Raw genomic sequence first — 17,973 nt, forward strand, 5'->3', positions numbered from 1 at the left:
CGGCTCACCGACGCGGGATGGACGGTGCTGCCTGCGGGCGACCTGCCGGAGGCGGTGGGGCCGACGACGGCGCTCGTCGGGTCACCCGCCGATTGGCAGGGGGCATGGCGCGCGCTGGGGGCGCTCCGGGCGGAGCACCCGGTGCTCGTGGACGGGTGCGGACCGGGGGACGTGCGCACGCTGCTCGCTGTCGCCGAGCTCCTGCCGCCGGTCGGGCACCCCGACGACGTGGTCCTGATCCCTCCGGAGGGGACTCCGGGGCGCGTCCGGCTGCCGTCCCCGCGGCCCTGATCAGAGCGTGCCGAGCGCCTCGCGCAAGACCGACAGCGCGTCGTCGAGCTGCTCGTCGGTGATGACGAGGCTGGGCAGGAAGCGGATGACGTTGCCCCAGGTGCCCGCCGTGAGGATCAGCACGCCGTGCTGTGCGGCGTAGTCGGCGATGCGCTTGACCGCGGCGGCGTTCGGGACCTTCGTCGTGTCCCTGGTGCCCGGCTCGACGAGCTCGATCGCGAGCATCGCGCCCTTGCCGCGCACGTCGCCGATCACGTCGAAGTCCCGCGCGAGCGCCTCGAGCGCCGGGCGGAGCCGGGCCTCGATCCTGCGGCCGGCGGCCAGGAGGTCCTGCGCCTCGATCTGCTCGATCACCGCGACCGCCGCGGCGGCGGCGACCGGGTTGCCGCCGAAGGTGCCGCCGAGGCCACCCGGCTGCGCCGCGTCCATGATCTCGGCGCGGCCGGTCACGCCGGCGAGCGGGAGCCCACCGGCGATGCCCTTCGCGAAGAAGACGAGGTCGGGCTCGAAGCCGAAGTGCTCGCTCGCGAACCACGCGCCCGTGCGGCCCATGCCGCTCTGGATCTCGTCCGCGGCGATCACGACGCCGTTCGCGTTCGCCCAGCGCTGGAGCGCGGGCAGGAAGCCGTCGGCGGGCGTGTGGAAGCCGCCCTCGCCCTGGATGGGCTCGACGACGAGGATCGCGAGGTCCTCGGCCCCGACGTGCTTCTCGAGGTAGCCGATCGTGCGGGCCGCGGCCTCCTCGCCGCTCAGTCCGTCGCGGAACGGGTACGAGTTCGGCGCGTGGTACACGTCGCCGGGGAACGGGCCGAACCCCGAGCCGTACGGCATCGCCTTGAAGTTCATCGCCATCGTGAGGCTCGTCCGGCCGTGGTAGCCGTGCTCGAGCACGGCGACGCCCCGGCGCCGCGTGAACTTCCTCGCGATCTTGACGCCGTTCTCGACCGCCTCCGCCCCGGAGTTCACGAGGACCGTCTTCTTCGCGAACGTGCCCGGCGTGCGCTCGGCGACGAGCTCCGCCACCTGCACGTAGGACTCGTACGGGGTGATCGTGAACAGGGTGTGCAGGAAGTCGCCGAGCTGCGCCTTCGCGGCGGCGACGACCGCGTCGTCGGTGTGCCCGATCGTGGTCACCCCGATGCCGGCGCCCAGGTCGAGGAACCGGTTCCCGTCCACGTCCTCGATCACGGCGCCGTGCGCCTTCGTGATGTAGACGGGCAGGGTGCTGCTCACCCCGACCGGGACGGCCTTCAGGCGGCGCTCGTGCAGCGCCAGGGAGCGGGGGCCGGGCACCTCCGTCACGATCCTCCTGCCCGTGAGGGCGTCGTCGGTGGAGGGCTGCGGCAGCACGGAAGTCACGAGCACAGTCTAAGAACTCGGGTGCGCCGCGCGGCAGGGACCTTCGAATGGCTCAGGATGCTTCGGTGCGTCCTCCCCGTCGGCTCCTGCCCGCTCTCGCCGCCGTGAGCGGCATCGTCCTGCTCGCGGGCTGCGCGGCCTCCTCGCCGAAGACGTCGTCGTCCCCGTCGTCCTCGTCGGCCTCGTCGGCGTCCACCGCGGCGAGCGCGGCGCCGCTGGCGTGCCCGCCCTCCGGGTCCGCGTCCGACGCGGTCAAGGTCACCGCCTCCGGCAGCGGTGAGCCGAAGGTCTCGTTCCCGACCCCGACGACGGTGACCAGCACCGAGCGCACGACGGTCACCGCGGGCAGCGGGGCGGAGGCGAAGCAGGGCGACAGCGTGACCCTCGCCTACGCCATGTACGACGCGAAGACCGGCAAGAAGATCGACAGCCGCGGATGGACCTCCGGCTCCCGGCAGGTGTTCCCCGTCGACGGCACGCAGGTGCTGCCCGGCTTCGCCCAGGCGATCGTGTGCGCCAAGGAGGGTGACACCGTCGCGACCGTGATCCCCGCCGCGAAGGCGTTCGGCACCGCCGGGTCGGAGCAGATCGGCGTCGGCGGTGGCGACTCGATCGTCTTCGTCGCGACCATCTACGGGCACTCGCCGACCAGGGCCACCGGCGCCTCGAAGGCGCTGCCGAGCGGCTTCCCGAAGGTGACGCTGGGCTCGGACGGCGCGCCGACCGTGAAGATCCCCGCGACCGACCCGCCGAAGACGCTCCAGATCGCGGACAGCAAGGTCGGCACCGGCGCGACCGTCAAGAGCGGTGACTCGGTCACCGTGCAGTACCAGGGCGTGCTGTGGCGGACGGGCACGGTCTTCGACCAGTCGTGGGGTAAGAGCCCGACCACCTTCGCCACGACGCAGGTCGTGACCGGCTTCGGGAAGGCGCTCGTCGGCCAGAAGGTGGGCTCGCAGGTCGTCGCGATCGTGCCGCCGTCGGAGGGCTACGGCTCGAAGGGCAGCCAGGACGGGACGATCAAGGGCACCGACACGATGGTGTTCGTCATCGACATCCTCGCCGACTCCCACAACTGAGTCGCTGCTCCGCCGAGCGCCTGCGCTGAGCGGACCGCCTACGCTGCGGGCGTGGCATCCGAGCATTCGTACGCGCTCGAGGCGGAGTGGACGGGGAACCGGGGCGCCGGCACGACCGGCTACCGCGACTACGGCAGGACCGTGGTCCTGCGGGTGGACGGCAAACCCGACCTGCTCGCCTCCGCCGACACCCCGTTCCGCGGCGACGCCGACCGCTGGAACCCGGAGGAGCTCCTGCTCGCGGCGCTCGCCGAGTGCCACCTCCTGTCGTACCTGCACGTCGCCGTGAAGCACGGCGTCGTCGTGACGGGCTACGCCGACGAGGCCACCGGGCAGATGGTCGTCACCCCGGACGACGCCGGGCACTTCACCCGCGTCGACCTGCACCCCCGCGTCGAGCTCGCGGACGAGTCGCAGCGCGCGCTCGCGGACTCGCTGCACGCGGAGGCGAACCGGCTCTGCTTCATCGCCAACTCGGTGAACTTCCCGGTCCACCACGAGCCGGTGGCGCCCCGTGGCTGAGCGGAGGCGGGTCCTGCTGCTCGGCTCGACCGGCTCGATCGGGACGCAGACGCTCGACGTGATCGCCCGCAACCCCGAGCGGTTCGAGGTCGTCGGTCTCGCCGCCGGGCGCAACCGGGCGCTGCTCGACGAGCAGGCGGAGCGGTTCGGCGTGCGCGCGGTCGCGCAGGGGACCACGGAGGCGGAGGCGCTCGTCCGCGACGTCGAGGCCGACGTCGTCGTGAACGGCATCACCGGGGCGGCGGGACTCGGGCCGACGATCGCCGCGCTCGAGACCCACGCGGTGCTCGCGCTCGCGAACAAGGAGTCGCTCATCATCGGCGGTCCCGTGGTCAAGCCGATGATGGCGCCCGGCCGGGTCGTGCCGGTCGACAGCGAGCACTCGGCGATCCACCAGTGCCTCGCCTCGGGGGCCCGCGGCGAGGTGCGGCGGCTCGTCGTCACCGCCTCCGGCGGTCCGTTCCGCGGCAGGCGGCGCGAGGAGCTGCGCGACGTCACGCCGGAGCAGGCGCTCGCGCACCCCACGTGGTCGATGGGGCTCATGGTGACCACGAACTCCGCGACGCTCGTGAACAAGGGGCTCGAGGTGATCGAGGCGCACCTGCTGTTCGACGTGCCGTTCGACGCCATCGAGGTCGTCGTCCATCCGCAGTCGATCGTGCACTCCATGGTCGAGTTCGTCGACGGGGCGACGATCGCGCAGGCGTCGCCGCCGGACATGCGGCTCCCGATCTCGCTCGCGCTCGACCACCCCCACCGGGTCGCCGACGCCGGGCTGCCGATCGACTGGACGACCGCGCAGTCGTGGACCTTCGAGCCGCTCGACGACGACGCCTTCCCCGCCGTCGCGCTCGCCAAGGCCGTCGGCGCGGCGGGCGGCACCCGGCCCGCAGTCTTCAACGCGGCGAACGAGCAGGCGGTGCACGCCTTCCACGCCCGGCGTCTCGCGTTCCTCGACATCGTGCCCGTCATCGAGGCCGCGCTCGCGACGGTGCCCGAGCCGACCGGCACGGTCGACCTCGCGGCGGTGCTGGAGGCGGACCGGCTCGCGCGCGCCGCGGCGGACGCGCTCATCGCCGCCTCCTGATGGTGTCCGTGGATCCGGGGATCGGCGCAAACCCCCGGATCGGGGAGCACCTTCGGATGCTCAGGCGCTTCATAGCGGAGGGTCGCCGGGTCGCGCGATCCTCCTGCCGCCGCCACGTACCCTGTCGGCCGTGACCGCGCTCCTCTTCCTCGCCGGGGTCCTCGTGATCCTCGTCGGCGTGGTCCTCTCCATCGGTCTGCACGAGGTCGGGCACCTCGTGCCCGCGAAGCTGTTCGGCGTCCGGGTGACGCAGTACATGATCGGATTCGGCAGGACCGTGTGGTCGCGCCGACGCGGCGAGACCGAGTACGGCGTCAAGGCGATCCCGCTCGGCGGCTACATCTCGATGGTGGGGATGTTCCCGCCCGCCCGGCAGCGGCAGGGCAGGCGGGAGCGGCTGTTCCAGGCGCCGCCTCCCACGGTGGGCGAGGCGGTCGAGGACGCGATCGAGCCGGAGGCGGGGCGCACCGCGACCACGAGCCTGTTCGGCACGCTCGTGCAGGACGCGAGGGACACGAGCGCGGAGTCGATCCCCGCTGGCGAGGAGCACCGCGCGTTCTACCGCCTCGCGGTCTGGAAGCGGATCGTCATCATGCTGGGCGGCCCGAGCGTCAACCTCCTGCTCGGGATCCTGTTCACGGGCATCCTGCTCATGGGGTTCGGGACGCTGACGCCCACGACCACCGTCGCCTCCATCTCGCAGTGCGTGGTGCCGGCGACGCAGACGCGGGACACCTGCACCGCGTCCGACGCCGCCGCGCCGGCCGCCGGGACCGCGCTGCGCCCCGGTGACCGCATCACCGCCATCGACGGCACGCCCGTGTCCACCTGGACGGACATCACCACGATCATCAGGCGGTCCCCTGGCAAGGAGCTCGACCTGACCGTCGCCGCGAGGACCGGCGGCACCCGGCACATCCGGGTCACCCTCGCGCGGAACACCGTCGCGGTCACCGACGCGGCGGGCAACCCCGTGAAGGACGCGGCCGGGAGGATCCGCACGCAGACCGTCGGGTTCCTCGGCATCTCGCCGACCGAGGCCCTGCAGCAGCAGCCCGTCACGGCGGTGCTGCCGGCGGTCGGGAACAACGTCGCCGCGGTGGCCGGCGTGATCGTCAACCTCCCTGCGCGCCTCGTCGGCGTCGCGCACGCCGCCTTCGGCTCCGGGCCGCGGGACCCGAACGGCCCGATCAGCGTCGTCGGGGTCGGCCGGGTCGCCGGCGAGATCGCCGCGAACCCGCAGATCACGCTCACCTCGAAGATCGCGAGCCTCATCGGCATCCTCGGCAGCCTGAACATCGCGCTCTTCGTCTTCAACCTGATCCCGCTGCTGCCCCTCGACGGCGGCCACGTGATCGGCGCCCTGTGGGAGGGGCTGCGGCGCAGCGTGGCCCGGCTGCTCGGCCGGCGCGACCCGGGCCCGGTCGACACCGCGAAGCTCATGCCGCTCACCTTCGCCGTCACGATCCTGCTCGGGGGGATGAGCCTCCTGCTCATCTACGCCGACCTCGTGCACCCCATCCAGATCTTCTGAGTCCGTCGTCCGTCCCGGCTCCCCTCGTCCGGGAACGCGAGGATGCGCCGGGCGTTCACCTGAGGCACGTAGCCTTGGCCGCACGCAAGGAGGTGCCGTGCCCGCACTGAACATCGGGATGCCGAAGCCCCAGCCCGAGGTGCTCGCGCCCCGACGGAAGTCCCGTCAGATCAAGGTCGGGAAGGTGCTCGTCGGTGGTGACGCGCCCGTCAGCGTCCAGTCCATGACGACGACGCCGACGCCGGACATCAACGCCACGCTGCAGCAGATCGCGGAGCTCACCGCCGCCGGCTGCGACATCGTCCGGGTGGCCGTCCCGTCACGCGACGACGCGGAGGCGCTGCCGATCATCGCCAAGAAGAGCCAGATCCCCGTCATCGCGGACATCCACTTCCAGCCGAACTACGTCTACGCGGCGATCGACGCGGGCTGTGCGGCGGTCCGGGTGAACCCGGGCAACATCCGCAAGTTCGACGACCAGGTGAAGCAGATCGCCGAGCGGGCCAAGGCCGCAGGCGTCTCCATCCGGATCGGCGTCAACGCCGGGTCGCTCGATCCGCGCCTGCTCGAGAAGTACGGGAAGGCGACCCCGGAGGCGCTCGTCGAGAGCGCGGTCTGGGAGGCGAGCCTGTTCGAGGAGCACGACTTCCACGACTTCAAGATCTCCGTCAAGCACAACGACCCGATCGTGATGGTGAAGGCCTACCGGCTCCTCGCCGAGCGCGGCGACTGGCCGCTGCACCTCGGCGTCACCGAGGCGGGGCCGGCGTTCCAGGGCACGATCAAGTCGGCGACGGCCTTCGGGATCCTGCTGGCGGAGGGCATCGGCGACACCATCCGCGTGTCCCTCTCCGCGCCGCCCGTGGAGGAGGTCAAGGTCGGTCTGCAGATCCTCCAGTCCCTGAACCTGCGGGAGCGCAAGCTCGAGATCGTCTCCTGCCCGTCCTGCGGCCGCGCCCAGGTCGACGTGTACTCGCTCGCCGAGAACGTCACCGAGGGCCTGCAGGGGATGAGCGTCCCGCTGCGCGTCGCCGTGATGGGGTGCGTCGTCAACGGCCCGGGGGAGGCGCGGGAGGCGGACCTCGGCGTCGCCTCCGGCAACGGCAAGGGGCAGATCTTCGTCAAGGGCGAGGTGATCAAGACGGTGCCCGAGTCGGAGATCGTCGCGACCCTCATCGCCGAGGCGAACCGGATCGCCGAGGAGATGGGCCCCGGCGCCGCGACCGGCGCCCCGGAGGTCGTCACCGTCTGACCGGTTGCCCTCGGCCCCTGCACTGGGGACCCGCGAACCATTGAGCGCCGTCGCGCCGCGGCCGTAGCCTGGGCGCCCAGCGCGGCCCGAACGCCCGCTCCACCGGCCCCGATCGCCCGCCCGATCGGGGCCGTCGTGCGTCCGGCGCCGGCCGGTCGATAGGCTCCTGGACCGTGGTCACGCGTCTCAGCCGGTTGTTCCTCCGCACCCTGCGGGAGGACCCGGCGGACGCCGAGTTCCGCAACCACAAGCTGCTGGTCCGCGCCGGGTACATCCGTCGTGTCGCGCCGGGCGGGTTCGCCTGGCTGCCGCTCGGCCTGCGGGTGAAGGCGCGCATCGAGGCGATCGTCCGCGAGGAGATGGAGGCGGCCGGCGCCCAGGAGGTGCACTTCCCCGCCCTGCTCCCGAGCGAGCCGTACCGCCTGACCGGGCGCTACGACGACTACGGCGACGACATCTTCACGCTCGAGGACCGCAAGGGCGTCGAGTACGTGCTCGCGCCGACGCACGAGGAGGCGTTCGCGCTGCTCGTGAAGGACCTGTACTCCTCGTACAAGGACCTGCCGCTGACGATCTACCAGATCCAGGAGAAGTTCCGCGACGAGGCCCGGCCTCGCGGCGGCATCCTGCGCGGCCGCGAATTCACGATGAAGGACGCCTACTCGTTCGACATCGACGACGAGGGCCTCGACGCCTCCTACGACCTGCAGCGCGCCGCCTACGAGCGGATCTTCGCCCGGCTCGGGCTCGAGTACGTGATCGTGTCCGCGCACGCCGGTGCGATGGGCGGCTCCCGCAGCGAGGAGTTCCTCCACCCCACCCCGATCGGCGACGACACCTTCGTGCGCTCCGCGGGCGGCTACGCGGCCAACGTGGAGGCGTTCCGCACCCTGCCTCCCGCGCCCCGGGAGATCGCCGGGCAGGCGCCCGCGACCGTGTTCGACTCGCCGGGCACGCCCACCATCGCGACCCTGGTCGACCTGCTCAACGAGCGGCACCCGCGCGAGGACGGGCACGCGTGGACCGCCGCGGACACGCTGAAGAACGTCGTGCTCGCGCTGACGCACCCGCACGGGGAGCGCGAGCTCGTCGTGGTCGGCATCCCCGGGGACCGCGACGCCGACCTGAAGCGGGCCGAGGCCGCGTTCTTCCCGGCGGCCGTCGAGGCGGCGACCGAGGAGGACTTCGCGGCGCACCCCGCGCTCGTGAAGGGCTACATCGGCCCCTGGAGCGCGGCCGGTCCGGTGCTGGGGGAGACCTCGACCAGCCGGATCCGGTTCCTCGTCGACCCGCGCGTCGTCGACGGCACCTCCTGGGTCACGGGGGCGAACGAGCCCGACCGGCACGTGCTCTCGCTCGTCGCGGGCCGCGACTTCGTCGCCGACGGCACCGCCGAGGTCGCGGAGGTGCGCGCCGGGGATCCGGCCCCGGACGGCAGCGGTCCGATCGAGCTCGCGCGGGGCACGGAGCTCGGGCACGTGTTCGCGCTCGGCCGCAAGTACGCCGACGCCCTGGGGCTCAAGGTGCTCGACCCGAACGGCAAGCTCGTCACCGTCACGATGGGCTCGTACGGCATCGGCGTCAGCCGGGACATGGCGCTCATCGCCGAGACGAACGCCGACGAGAAGGGGCTGGTCTGGCCGCGCGCCGTGGCGCCCTTCGACGTGCTCGTCGTCGCGGCCGGCAAGGACGAGGCCGCGTTCGAGGAGGCGGAGCGGATCGGTCGCGAGCTCGAGCTGCGCGGCGCGGACGTCCTCGTCGACGACCGGCGCCTGTCGCCGGGCGTGAAGTTCAAGGACGCGGAGCTGATCGGCATCCCGACCGTGATCGTCGTCGGCAGAGGACTCGCGGAGGGGGTCGTCGAGGTGTGGGACCGGGCGTCGGACTCCCGGGCCGAGACGCCCATCGCGACCGTCGTCGACGAGATCGCCGCGCTGATCGCGGGCTGAGCGATGGGCCGCCTCCCGCCCATCGTGTGGGCCGGCATCGTCGCGGTCGTGGTGCTCGCCGCCGCGGTCACCTTCGGCCTGCTGACCGGCCCCGGTCCGGCGCCGACCTGCACGTCGAGCCCGGGCGCATCGACGTCCCCCACGGCCTGCCCGACCTCGAGCACGTCCCCGACCGGCTGACCGGGGCCGGCCGACCGCGGCTCCGCGCGGCTCAGCGCACGGCGGGGATGCGGGAACGGATGGCGCTCGAGCCGTCCGCCCGGCGCTCGACGTGCAGCCCGGCGGGGATGTCCTCCTGCATCGCCTCGACGTGGCTGATCAGACCGACCGTCCGGCCGCCTGCCCGCAGCGAGTCGAGCGTCTCCATGGCGGTGTCGAGGGTCCTGCGGTCGAGCGACCCGAAGCCCTCGTCGACGAACAGCGTGTCGAGCCGGACGCCGCCCGCCTCGGCGGAGACCACCTCGGCGAGACCGAGTGCGAGCGCCAGGGAGGCGAGGAACGTCTCACCGCCCGACAGGGAGGCGACGGGGCGCGGGCGGCCGGTGTGCTCGTCGAGCACCTCGAGCCCGAGACCGCTCCTGGCGCCGCGATACGCGACGGTGTCGTCGTGCTGCAACGTGAAGCGGCCGTCGGTCATGGCGGAGAGGCGGACGTTCGCCGCCGCGACGATCTGCTCCAGCCTCGCGGCGAGCACGTAGCTCTCGAGCCGCATCCGGAGCGCGTTCGAGCCGCCGCCGCGGACCACCTCGGCGAGGGGGCCCACGACCTGCAGCCGGGCTCGCTCGTCCGCCGTCCCCGCGACGGCCGTCGTGATCGATCCGGCCAGCGCCGCAGCGACGTCGACCCGCGACCTGGCCGTGATGAGCGCCTCGGCGCGCTCGTCCCGCCGCTGGAGCGCCACGGCCTTCGCCTCGATCGCCCCGGCGACGTCGGCCGGCTCCTCCGGAGCGCCCGCGACGCCGGGGTCGGCGAGCTGGGCGGTGGCCCCGTGCCGCGCCGCTTCCCACGCCCGGACGCGCTCCTCGAGGGCGGCGCGGTCCGCGGCGGTCAGCGCGGCCTCCCGCGCCAGGCGTGCGTCGGGGACCCCCGCCTCGGCGAGCGCGGCCGCCAGGCGGGCCCGGGCGTCCGAGTCGGCCCCCGCCCCCGCCCCATGGCGCGCCGCGGCGGGGGGGCCCCTCCCGAGCGCCAGGCGCGCGCTGCGCAGCGCGGTCACGAGCGCCGAGATCGACACGGCGTCCCCCCTCGCGGCGACCACGCGCGCCCCTGCCGCGTCCGCCGCGGCCTTCGCGCCGGCGGAGTCCGCAGCGCGCGCGTCCAGCGCCGTGCGCGCGTCCGCGCCCGCGCGATCGAGCTCGGCCGCTCTCGTCTCGAGCGCCTCCAGCTCCCGCGCCGCCGAACCGCGGTCCGCAGCGGCGCGGCGGGCGACGTCGAGCCGCTCCTGCGCGGTCGCGATCGCCCGCTCGGCCGCCTCCGCCGTGGCCCCGTCCGCCGCTGCCGTGGCAGCGGCCCGGGCGGCACGGGTCTCCGCCACCTGCGCGTGCGCCGCCGCCCGCCGATCCGCGGCGGCCTGCTGGGCCGCCTCCGCCTCGCCGACGGCCGCGTCGTCGGGGGTGGCCACGTCCCGCTCGGCGGGCGCGGGATGGTCGACCGAGCCGCACACGGGGCACGGGTCGTCGGGCGTGAGCGCCGCGGCGAGGAGCCCGGCGGCGCCGGCGAGCCGCGCGGCGACCAGCGCACGCGTGCGCCCGACCGCCTGCTCCTCGTCGGCCAGGGCGGCTTCGAGCCCCCGCCCGGCGGCGGCCGCGGCGTCCGCCGCGTGCCGCGCCGCCTCCACGGCGCGGGCGACGGCGCGGGCCCGCTCCAGCTCGGCCGCGGCCGCATCGGCGCCCTCCGCGGCGGACTCGGCCGCGCGCAGCCGCTCCTGGAGCGCCGCGCGACGGTCCGGGAGGGTCTGCGCCTCCTCCGCCACCCGCAGCAGCGCCTGCTCGGCCGCGGTGCGCGCCGCGGCCGCCCGCTCGGCCGCGGCCGCGAGGCGGGGGAGCTCCTCCTCGTCGCGCAGGCGGTCGGCCAGCGCCCCGAGCCGCTCGTCGAGCTCGGCGACCGCCGCGAGCGGATCGGGCACGTCGGCGCCCGGCACGGCGCGCGCGGTCTCGCGCGCCCGCACCGCGGCCGCGCGCTCGTGCGCGGCGCGCTCCGCCGCGTCCACCGCGGGGATGAGCGGCAGGACGCGCACCGCCTCCCCGATGCGCCCGCGCGCGGCCTCGACCTCGTCGCGCTGCGCCTCCAGCGCCGCGAGCGCCTCCCGTGCGGCCCTCCGCCTGCGCTGCCGCTCCGCGACGGCGGCCGCGTCCGCTGCGGCCCGGTCCGCCGCCTCGAACGCGGTGCGCGCCGTCTCCGCCTCCGCCTCCGCGGCCGCGGCCGCCGTGCGCAGCCGCTCGACGATCGAAGCCGCCCAGGACGGCTCCGGCTCCTCCGGGACGTCCTCCTCGACCAGCGCGGCGAGTCGGGCCGCATCCGCCCGCACGGCCGCGGCACCAGCGGCCACCTGCTGCTCGAGCGCCTTCGCGCGCTCCGACACCTCGGCCTCGAACCGCTGGAACCGCTCGGTGCCGAACAGCGCGCGCAGCAGCCCGAGCCGCTCGTCCGTCTTGGCCTTCAGGAACTCCTGGAACCGGCCCTGGGCCAGCAGGATCACCTGCAGGAACTGCTCGCGGGTGAGCTGCAGGACGGGACCGAGGTGCTCGGCGACGTCGACGGGGCGCGCCGCGACCCCGATCCAGCCCGCGCCGTCCCAGCGCTCGAGCGTCGCCGACTGCGGTTCGCGGGTCGTGCCGGAACCGCGCTGCTTCGGGCGGTCGTACTCGGGGGAGCGCACCACCCGCCAGCGCTCGCCGCCCACCGCGAACTCGAGCGTGACCCTGGTCGGGGACCCCACCGGCGCGTGGTCGCTGCGCAGCCGCGCCTGGGCGCCGTCGTAGCGCGGCGCCGTGCCGTAGAGCGCGAAGCAGATCGCGTCGAGGATGCTCGACTTGCCGCTGCCGGTCCTCCCGGTGATGAGGAACAGCCCGGCCTCGTCGAGCGGGGCGAAATCGATCGACTGCTCCGCCGCGAACGGGCCGAAGCCCTCGACGGTGAGCCGTTCGATCCTCACGCGGCCCGCTCCGCCGCCGCGACGGAGGCGAGCACCTCGGCCACGAGCGCCGTCTCCGCGTCGCTCGGGCCGGTGCCGGCCCGGACGTGCTCGAGGAAGCCGGCGATGAGCGCGGCGTCCGGCAGGCCGGCCGTGCGCTCGCCGTAGCTGCGGGCGTCGGCCGGGCGCACCCCCTCCGGCCGGTGCTCGATGCGGGCGATGTGGGGGAAGCGCTCCCGCAGCCGCGTCATCGCGTCCTGCTGCCGCGTGGGATCGGTGAGCACCGCCTGGACCCAGTCCTGCTCGAGCGGCGCGAGGGCGGGATCGGCGAGGAGGGTGTCCAGCGGCCCCGTGATCTCCGACAGGCGCCGCGGCACGGGCAGATCGACCCAACGCACGCCGGCCAGCCCCGCGGCGTCGAGCTCGAGCAGCCAGGCGCCGCGCATCGGCGACGTCTCGCCGAAGGAGTAGTGGAGGGGCGCGCCCGCGTAGCGAACGTGCTCCGCGAGGCGCACGCGGGAGTGCAGGTGGCCGAGCGCGACGTAGTCGACCCGCGAATCGCCGGTCGCCTCGAAGACCGCCGCCGGCACGACGTCGAGGCCGCCCGCGGTGATGTCGCGCTCCCCGCCGGCGGCCTGCGGGACCACACCGGCGGACGCGAAGCAGTGCGCGAGCACGATGCTCCGGTTGCCTCGCGCGGCCGACGCGGCGCGCACGCGATCCATCGCGGCGCCGAGCGCGGCCGCGTGGGTGCGGACGCCCATGAGCAGGGGCTCGAGGTAGGGGATGCCGTACACGTCGAGCGGACCGTGCTCGTCGGTCAGCTCGACCGGGGCGTCGAGCGCCTCCGCGCGCGTCCGCACGTGCACGCCCCCCGCGGCGGCGAACGGCGACTGATGCCCGAGCCGGGCCGCGGAGTCGTGGTTCCCGCTGGTCATCACGACCTGCGCGCCCGCCCCGCGGATCGCGAGCACCGCCCCCTCGAACAGCTCGAACGCGGCCGCGGCGGGCGTCGCCGAGTCGAAGACGTCGCCCGCGACCAGCACCGCGTCGACGCGCTCGCGGCGCACCGTCTCCGCCAGCTCGAGCAGCACGCCGCGGAGCGCCTCGAGCGTCGAGTGCCCGTGGAAGGTGCGGCCGATGTGCCAGTCGGAGGTGTGGAGCAGGCGCATGCCGCGCACGCTAACGGCGCGGTCGGACACCGGGACCGCCCCGCCGGGATCAGACCGCGGGGACCGCGATCCGCAGGTCCATCGCGGCCACGCGCTGCGGGACGCCCTCGAACACGGCGGCCCGCTCGCCCGACCCGGCCCACGCCGCGTCGAGCGCGGCGAACGCCGCCTCGTCGCCCTCGGCGGAGACCGCCCAGACGAACTCGCCGGTCTCGGGCACCACGAGCGCCGACTCGAGCCGGAACCCGTACGCCTGCCGGGCAGGCAGCAGCCGGGACCGCCACCAGTCGAGGAACGCGGGCAGCTCGCCCTCGACGATCCGGTAACGGCGCAGCTGCACCGTGCGCTCCTCGCTCATGACGTGCCTCCAGGCGCTCGATCCGGCGCTGCTAGCGTAAGGGGGCTCGAAACGCGGGCGTCGCGAGCAGGAGGGACCGCCGATGGAGATCGACCTCGCCGTCCTCCGGCTGATGGAACGCGAGCGGGAGATCCCGTTCGACGAGCTGGTCCGGATCATCGAGGCCGCCATCCTCACGGCGTACCTCAAGCACACGGGACAGCCGGAGCACGCGCCGGCGGGCACGCCCCAGCCGCGGGTCGAGATCGACCGCAAGACCGGCAAGGTCACCGTGTACGTGCCCGAGCTCGACGAGCAGGGCGAGCAGGTCGGCGAGGCCGTCGACGACCCGCACGACTTCGGCCGGGTCGCGGCGTTCGCCGCGAAGCAGGTCATCAACCAGCGCCTCCGGGACCTCGGGGACGAGCGCGTGCTCGGGGAGTTCAAGGGCCGCGAGGGCGACATCGTGGCCGGCATCATCCAGCAGGGACCGAACCCGCGCATGGTGCACGTGGACCTCGGCTCCGTGGAGGCGATCCTCCCTCCCGAGGAGCAGGTCCCCGGGGAGAGCTACCGGCACGGCGACCGCATCCGTGTGTACGTCACGAGCGTCTCCCGCGGTTCGAAGGGCCCCTCGATCACCGTGTCGCGCACCCACCCGGCGCTCGTGCGCAGGCTGTTCGCGCTGGAGGTGCCGGAGATCGCGTCCGGGCTCGTCGAGATCACCTCGATGGCCCGCGAGGCAGGGCACCGCTCGAAGGTCGCCGTCCGCGCGACCCAGCCGGGCATCAACGCGAAGGGCGCGGCCATCGGGGAGCTCGGCGCGCGGGTGCGGGCCGTGTCGGCCGAGCTCGGCGGGGAGAAGATCGACATCGTCGACCACTCCGACGACCTCGCGACCTTCGTCGCGAACGCGCTGTCCCCGGCGCGCGTGACGAGCTCCTTCGTGCTGGACCGGAGCGCGAAGGCGGTCCGCGCGCTCGTCCCCGACTACCAGCTGTCGCTCGCGATCGGCAAGGAGGGGCAGAACGCCCGCCTGGCCGCCAAGCTCACCGGCGCGAAGATCGACATCCAGCCCGACTCGATCCTCGAGGACGAGTAGCGCCGCACCGTCCGGGCCTTCGTTTTGAAGGGGTTTCGGCGTCGACCCTTCGAACCGTTCAAATCGGGCTGCGCCGAAACCCCTTCAAAACGCACTTCGGAACAAGCCCGCACCGGCCCGCGTTGCAGGACATCGAGGCGGGTACACTGTCCTCCTGGAGCGGCCGAGGCTGCCGCTCCGTTCGCTGCCGCTCCATCCGGATGCGGGCAGTTCTCCCACGCGAAGTGGAACAGGCACATGGACAAGCGATGAGCGACTCGAAATGAGACCCGCACCGCAGCAGTGACCTGCCCTGTTCTGGGCAGGCTCAGAACAGGAGAGAAGTGGCGAAACCACGCGTCCACGAGATCGCATCCGACCTCGGGATCGAGACCAAGCTCGCGCTCGAGAAGCTCAAGGAGATGGGCGAGTTCGTCAAGGGCCCGTCCTCGAGCGTCGAGCCCCCGGTCGTCCGCAAGCTGAAGGCGAAGCTCGCAGCCGACGGCATCACCACCGCCGGAGGTCCCTCCGGACCCCGCCCCGGTGCGCCCGTCGCCGGCCGCCCCGGCCCGGCACGCCCCGCGGCGCCCGCACCGCGACCGGCACCGGCCCAGCGCGCCGCGGCCGAGGTGACGCCGGCGCCCGCGCCGCAGGCCCAGCCCGCCCCGCAGGCCCAGCCCGCGCCCGAGCCGCAGGCCGAGCGCCCCGCGGCGCAGGCCGCGCCGCGCCCTGCGGCATCGGTCGATGAGACCGCCCACCCGGTGGAGGAGCGCTCCGCTGCGCCCCGCCCCGGTGGTGCCGCACCCGCGGCGGGCACGCCCGGCGCGATCCCGCGTCCCGGTGGCGCGCCGCGTCCCGGTCAGCCCCGGCCGGGGAACAACCCGTTCGCGTCGAGCCAGGGCATGGGTCGCCCCGCGGCCCCTCGTCCCGGCAACAACCCCTTCGCCTCCAACCAGGGCATGCGCCCGGGCGGCTCCGGCGGCGGTGCGAACGGCGCCATCCCGCGTCCCGGTGCTCCTCGCCCCGGTGCTCCGCGTCCCGGCGCTCCGCGTCCGGGCGCTCCGCGTCCCGGCGGCCCCGGCATGGGCCAGCGCCCGCAGGGCTTCGGCCAGCGCCCGAGCTTCCAGCGTCCCGGTGGCGCGGGTGGCGGCGCAGGGCGGCCCGGCGGTGCGGGTGGCGGCTTCCAGCGGCCGGCCGGCGGCTTCAGCGGCCCCCGTCCCGGCGGTGGCGGCCGCGGTCGCGGCCCCGGCGGCGGTACCGCGGGTGCGTTCGGCAAGGGCGGCGGCAAGTCCCGTCAGCGCAAGTCGAAGCGGACGAAGCGCGCCGAGTTCGAGATGCGGTCGGCGCCGACGCTCGGTGGCGTCAGCGTCCCGCGCGGCGACGGCTCGACGGTCATCCGCCTCCGGCGCGGTGCCTCGATCACGGACTTCGCGGACAAGATCGACGCGAGCCCCGGCAACCTCGTCACGGTGCTGTTCCACCTCGGTGAGATGGCGACCGCGACGGAGTCGCTCGACGAGGCCACGTTCCAGGTGCTGGGCGAGGAGCTCGGCTACCGGATCGAGATGGTCTCGCCCGAGGACGAGGACCGTGAGCTGCTCGAGGGCTTCGACATCGAGTTCGAGTACGACGAGGACGACGAGGACCTGGAGATCCGGCCCCCGGTCGTGACCGTCATGGGCCACGTCGACCACGGCAAGACGAAGCTGCTCGACTCGATCCGCCACTCCAACGTGGTCGCGGGCGAGTCCGGCGGCATCACGCAGCACATCGGTGCGTACCAGGTGTGGAAGGAGCACGAGGGCAACGAGCGGGCCATCACCTTCATCGACACCCCTGGTCACGAGGCGTTCACCGCCATGCGTGCCCGCGGTGCCGAGGTGACCGACCTCGCGATCCTCGTGGTCGCCGCCGACGACGGCGTCATGCCGCAGACGGTGGAGGCGCTGAACCACGCCCAAGCCGCCGGCGTGCCGATCGTGGTCGCCGTGAACAAGGTCGACAAGGAGGGCGCGAACCCGGCCAAGGTCCGGCAGCAGCTCACCGAGTTCGGCCTGGTCGCGGAGGAGTACGGCGGCGACACGATGTTCGTCGACGTCTCCGCTCGGACCGGCGCCGGCATCGACGACCTGATGGAGGCGGTCCTGCTGACCGCCGACGCGGGGCTCGATCTGCGCTCCAACCCGAACCGGGACGCGCGCGGCGTCGCCATCGAGGCGCGCCTCGACAAGGGCCGCGGTGCGGTCGCGACGGTGCTGATCCAGACCGGGACGCTCCGCGTGGGCGACTCGATCGTGGCGGGCACGGCCTACGGCCGCGTCCGTGCGATGACCGACGAGAACGGCATCGCGATCGTCGAGGCGTACCCGTCACGGGCCGTCCAGGTCCAGGGCCTCTCCTCCGTCCCGCGCGCCGGCGACACCTTCCTCGTCACCGAGGAGGACCGCACGGCCCGTCAGGTCGCGGAGAAGCGCGAGGCCGCCGAGCGGAACGCGTCGCTGGCGAAGGCCCGCAAGCGCATCTCGCTCGAGGACTTCATGGGCCAGATCGAGGCCGGCAAGGTCGACTCGCTGAACCTCATCATCAAGGGCGACGTGTCCGGTGCCGTCGAGGCACTGGAGGAGTCGCTGCTGAAGATCGAGGTCGACGACAGCGTCCAGCTGCGGATCATCCACCGCGGCGTCGGCGCCGTCACCGAGTCGGACGTGAACCTGGCGACGGTCGACAACGCGATCATCATCGGCTTCAACGTGCGCCCCGACCCGAAGGCCCGCGAGCGGGCCGCTCGCGAGGGCATCGACATCCGCTTCTACTCGGTGATCTACTCCGCGCTGGAGGACGTCGAGCAGTCGCTGAAGGGGATGCTCAAGCCGGAGTTCGAGGAGGTCCAGTCGGGCCTCGCCGAGATCCGCGAGGTCTTCCGCTCCTCGAAGTTCGGCAACATCGCGGGTGTCATCGTCCGCAGCGGCACGATCACCCGCAACGCGAAGGCGCGGGTCATCCGGAACGGCGTGGTCGTGGGGGACAACCTCGCGATCGAGTCGCTCCGCCGCTTCAAGGACGACGTCACCGAGGTCCGCACGGACTTCGAGGCCGGCATCGGCCTCGGTCGCTTCAACGACATCCAGGTCGGTGACGAGATCGAGACGATCGAGACCCGCGAGAAGATCCGCGCCTAGT

At 73.9% G+C, this 17,973-nt stretch carries 15 protein-coding genes; 10 read left to right on the forward strand and 5 right to left on the reverse strand.

Translation table 11 applies throughout. The annotated features are described in order from the left end of the window. A partial coding sequence (locus ACTHLI_RS14570; protein ID WP_440185159.1) for a hypothetical protein occupies nucleotides 1-291 on the forward strand: 291 nt, incomplete at its 5' end. Here the strand turns inward: ACTHLI_RS14570 and gabT are convergent. Further along, nucleotides 292-1,650, reverse strand: a complete 1,359-nt coding sequence (gene gabT, locus ACTHLI_RS14575) for a 4-aminobutyrate--2-oxoglutarate transaminase (protein WP_440185162.1) — start codon at nucleotides 1,648-1,650, stop codon at nucleotides 292-294. A 52-nt stretch (nucleotides 1,651-1,702) separates the two neighbouring features. After that, nucleotides 1,703-1,990 carry a hypothetical protein gene (locus ACTHLI_RS14580; RefSeq protein WP_440185164.1) on the reverse strand — a complete coding sequence of 96 codons (288 nt, stop codon included), beginning with the start codon at nucleotides 1,988-1,990 and terminating at the stop codon, nucleotides 1,703-1,705. Between ACTHLI_RS14580 and ACTHLI_RS14585 the strand changes: the two genes are divergently transcribed. The 7 genes from ACTHLI_RS14585 (at nucleotide 1,962) to ACTHLI_RS14615 (ending at nucleotide 9,253) form a co-directional block, all read left to right on the forward strand. After that, nucleotides 1,962-2,729, forward strand: coding sequence for an FKBP-type peptidyl-prolyl cis-trans isomerase (locus ACTHLI_RS14585; protein ID WP_440185167.1), 768 nt, complete (start codon nucleotides 1,962-1,964; stop codon nucleotides 2,727-2,729). The genes ACTHLI_RS14580 and ACTHLI_RS14585 overlap by 29 nt on opposite strands. A 51-nt stretch (nucleotides 2,730-2,780) precedes the next feature. Next, nucleotides 2,781-3,251: an OsmC family protein gene (locus ACTHLI_RS14590; RefSeq protein ID WP_440185170.1), complete on the forward strand. Its 471-nt coding sequence runs from the start codon at nucleotides 2,781-2,783 to the stop codon at nucleotides 3,249-3,251. Further along, on the forward strand, nucleotides 3,244-4,338 hold the full coding sequence (gene dxr, locus ACTHLI_RS14595; RefSeq protein ID WP_440185173.1) for a 1-deoxy-D-xylulose-5-phosphate reductoisomerase: 1,095 nt from the start codon (nucleotides 3,244-3,246) through the stop codon (nucleotides 4,336-4,338). The genes ACTHLI_RS14590 and dxr overlap by 8 nt, the downstream gene beginning before the upstream one ends. A gap of 130 nt (nucleotides 4,339-4,468) precedes the next feature. Next, the gene (locus ACTHLI_RS14600) at nucleotides 4,469-5,872 is read left to right on the forward strand and encodes a M50 family metallopeptidase (RefSeq protein ID WP_440185175.1); all 1,404 of its coding nucleotides are present in this window, start codon (nucleotides 4,469-4,471) and stop codon (nucleotides 5,870-5,872) included. Between the two features lie 118 nt (nucleotides 5,873-5,990). Beyond that, nucleotides 5,991-7,124 carry a flavodoxin-dependent (E)-4-hydroxy-3-methylbut-2-enyl-diphosphate synthase gene (gene ispG / locus ACTHLI_RS14605; protein ID WP_440185494.1) on the forward strand — a complete coding sequence of 378 codons (1,134 nt, stop codon included), beginning with the start codon at nucleotides 5,991-5,993 and terminating at the stop codon, nucleotides 7,122-7,124. A 173-nt stretch (nucleotides 7,125-7,297) separates the two neighbouring features. Further along, on the forward strand, nucleotides 7,298-9,073 hold the full coding sequence (locus ACTHLI_RS14610; protein WP_440185178.1) for a proline--tRNA ligase: 1,776 nt from the start codon (nucleotides 7,298-7,300) through the stop codon (nucleotides 9,071-9,073). A gap of 3 nt (nucleotides 9,074-9,076) precedes the next feature. Next, a complete protein-coding gene (locus tag ACTHLI_RS14615) occupies nucleotides 9,077-9,253 on the forward strand; it encodes a hypothetical protein (RefSeq protein ID WP_440185181.1) in 177 nt (58 codons plus the stop codon). A gap of 31 nt (nucleotides 9,254-9,284) precedes the next feature. Here the strand turns inward: ACTHLI_RS14615 and ACTHLI_RS14620 are convergent, their stop codons facing one another. The 3 genes from ACTHLI_RS14620 to ACTHLI_RS14630 are packed head-to-tail and all read right to left on the reverse strand — an operon-like array spanning nucleotide 9,285 to nucleotide 13,733. Next, nucleotides 9,285-12,224, reverse strand: coding sequence for an AAA family ATPase (locus ACTHLI_RS14620; RefSeq protein ID WP_440185183.1), 2,940 nt, complete (start codon nucleotides 12,222-12,224; stop codon nucleotides 9,285-9,287). After that, the gene (locus ACTHLI_RS14625) at nucleotides 12,221-13,375 is read right to left on the reverse strand and encodes an exonuclease SbcCD subunit D (RefSeq protein WP_440185186.1); all 1,155 of its coding nucleotides are present in this window, start codon (nucleotides 13,373-13,375) and stop codon (nucleotides 12,221-12,223) included. The genes ACTHLI_RS14620 and ACTHLI_RS14625 overlap by 4 nt, the downstream gene beginning before the upstream one ends. A 49-nt stretch (nucleotides 13,376-13,424) precedes the next feature. Continuing rightward, nucleotides 13,425-13,733, reverse strand: a complete 309-nt coding sequence (locus ACTHLI_RS14630; protein ID WP_440185189.1) for a hypothetical protein — start codon at nucleotides 13,731-13,733, stop codon at nucleotides 13,425-13,427. Between the two features lie 82 nt (nucleotides 13,734-13,815). Between ACTHLI_RS14630 and nusA the strand changes: the two genes are divergently transcribed. Beyond that, the gene (gene nusA / locus ACTHLI_RS14635; protein WP_440185191.1) at nucleotides 13,816-14,814 is read left to right on the forward strand and encodes a transcription termination factor NusA; all 999 of its coding nucleotides are present in this window, start codon (nucleotides 13,816-13,818) and stop codon (nucleotides 14,812-14,814) included. A gap of 323 nt (nucleotides 14,815-15,137) precedes the next feature. Then, on the forward strand, nucleotides 15,138-17,972 hold the full coding sequence (gene infB / locus ACTHLI_RS14640) for a translation initiation factor IF-2 (protein ID WP_440185194.1): 2,835 nt from the start codon (nucleotides 15,138-15,140) through the stop codon (nucleotides 17,970-17,972). Nucleotide 17,973 lies beyond the last annotated feature (1 nt).

The organism is Amnibacterium sp. (assembly GCF_051956055.1).
In the GTDB taxonomy this organism is placed as follows: domain Bacteria; phylum Actinomycetota; class Actinomycetes; order Actinomycetales; family Microbacteriaceae; genus Amnibacterium.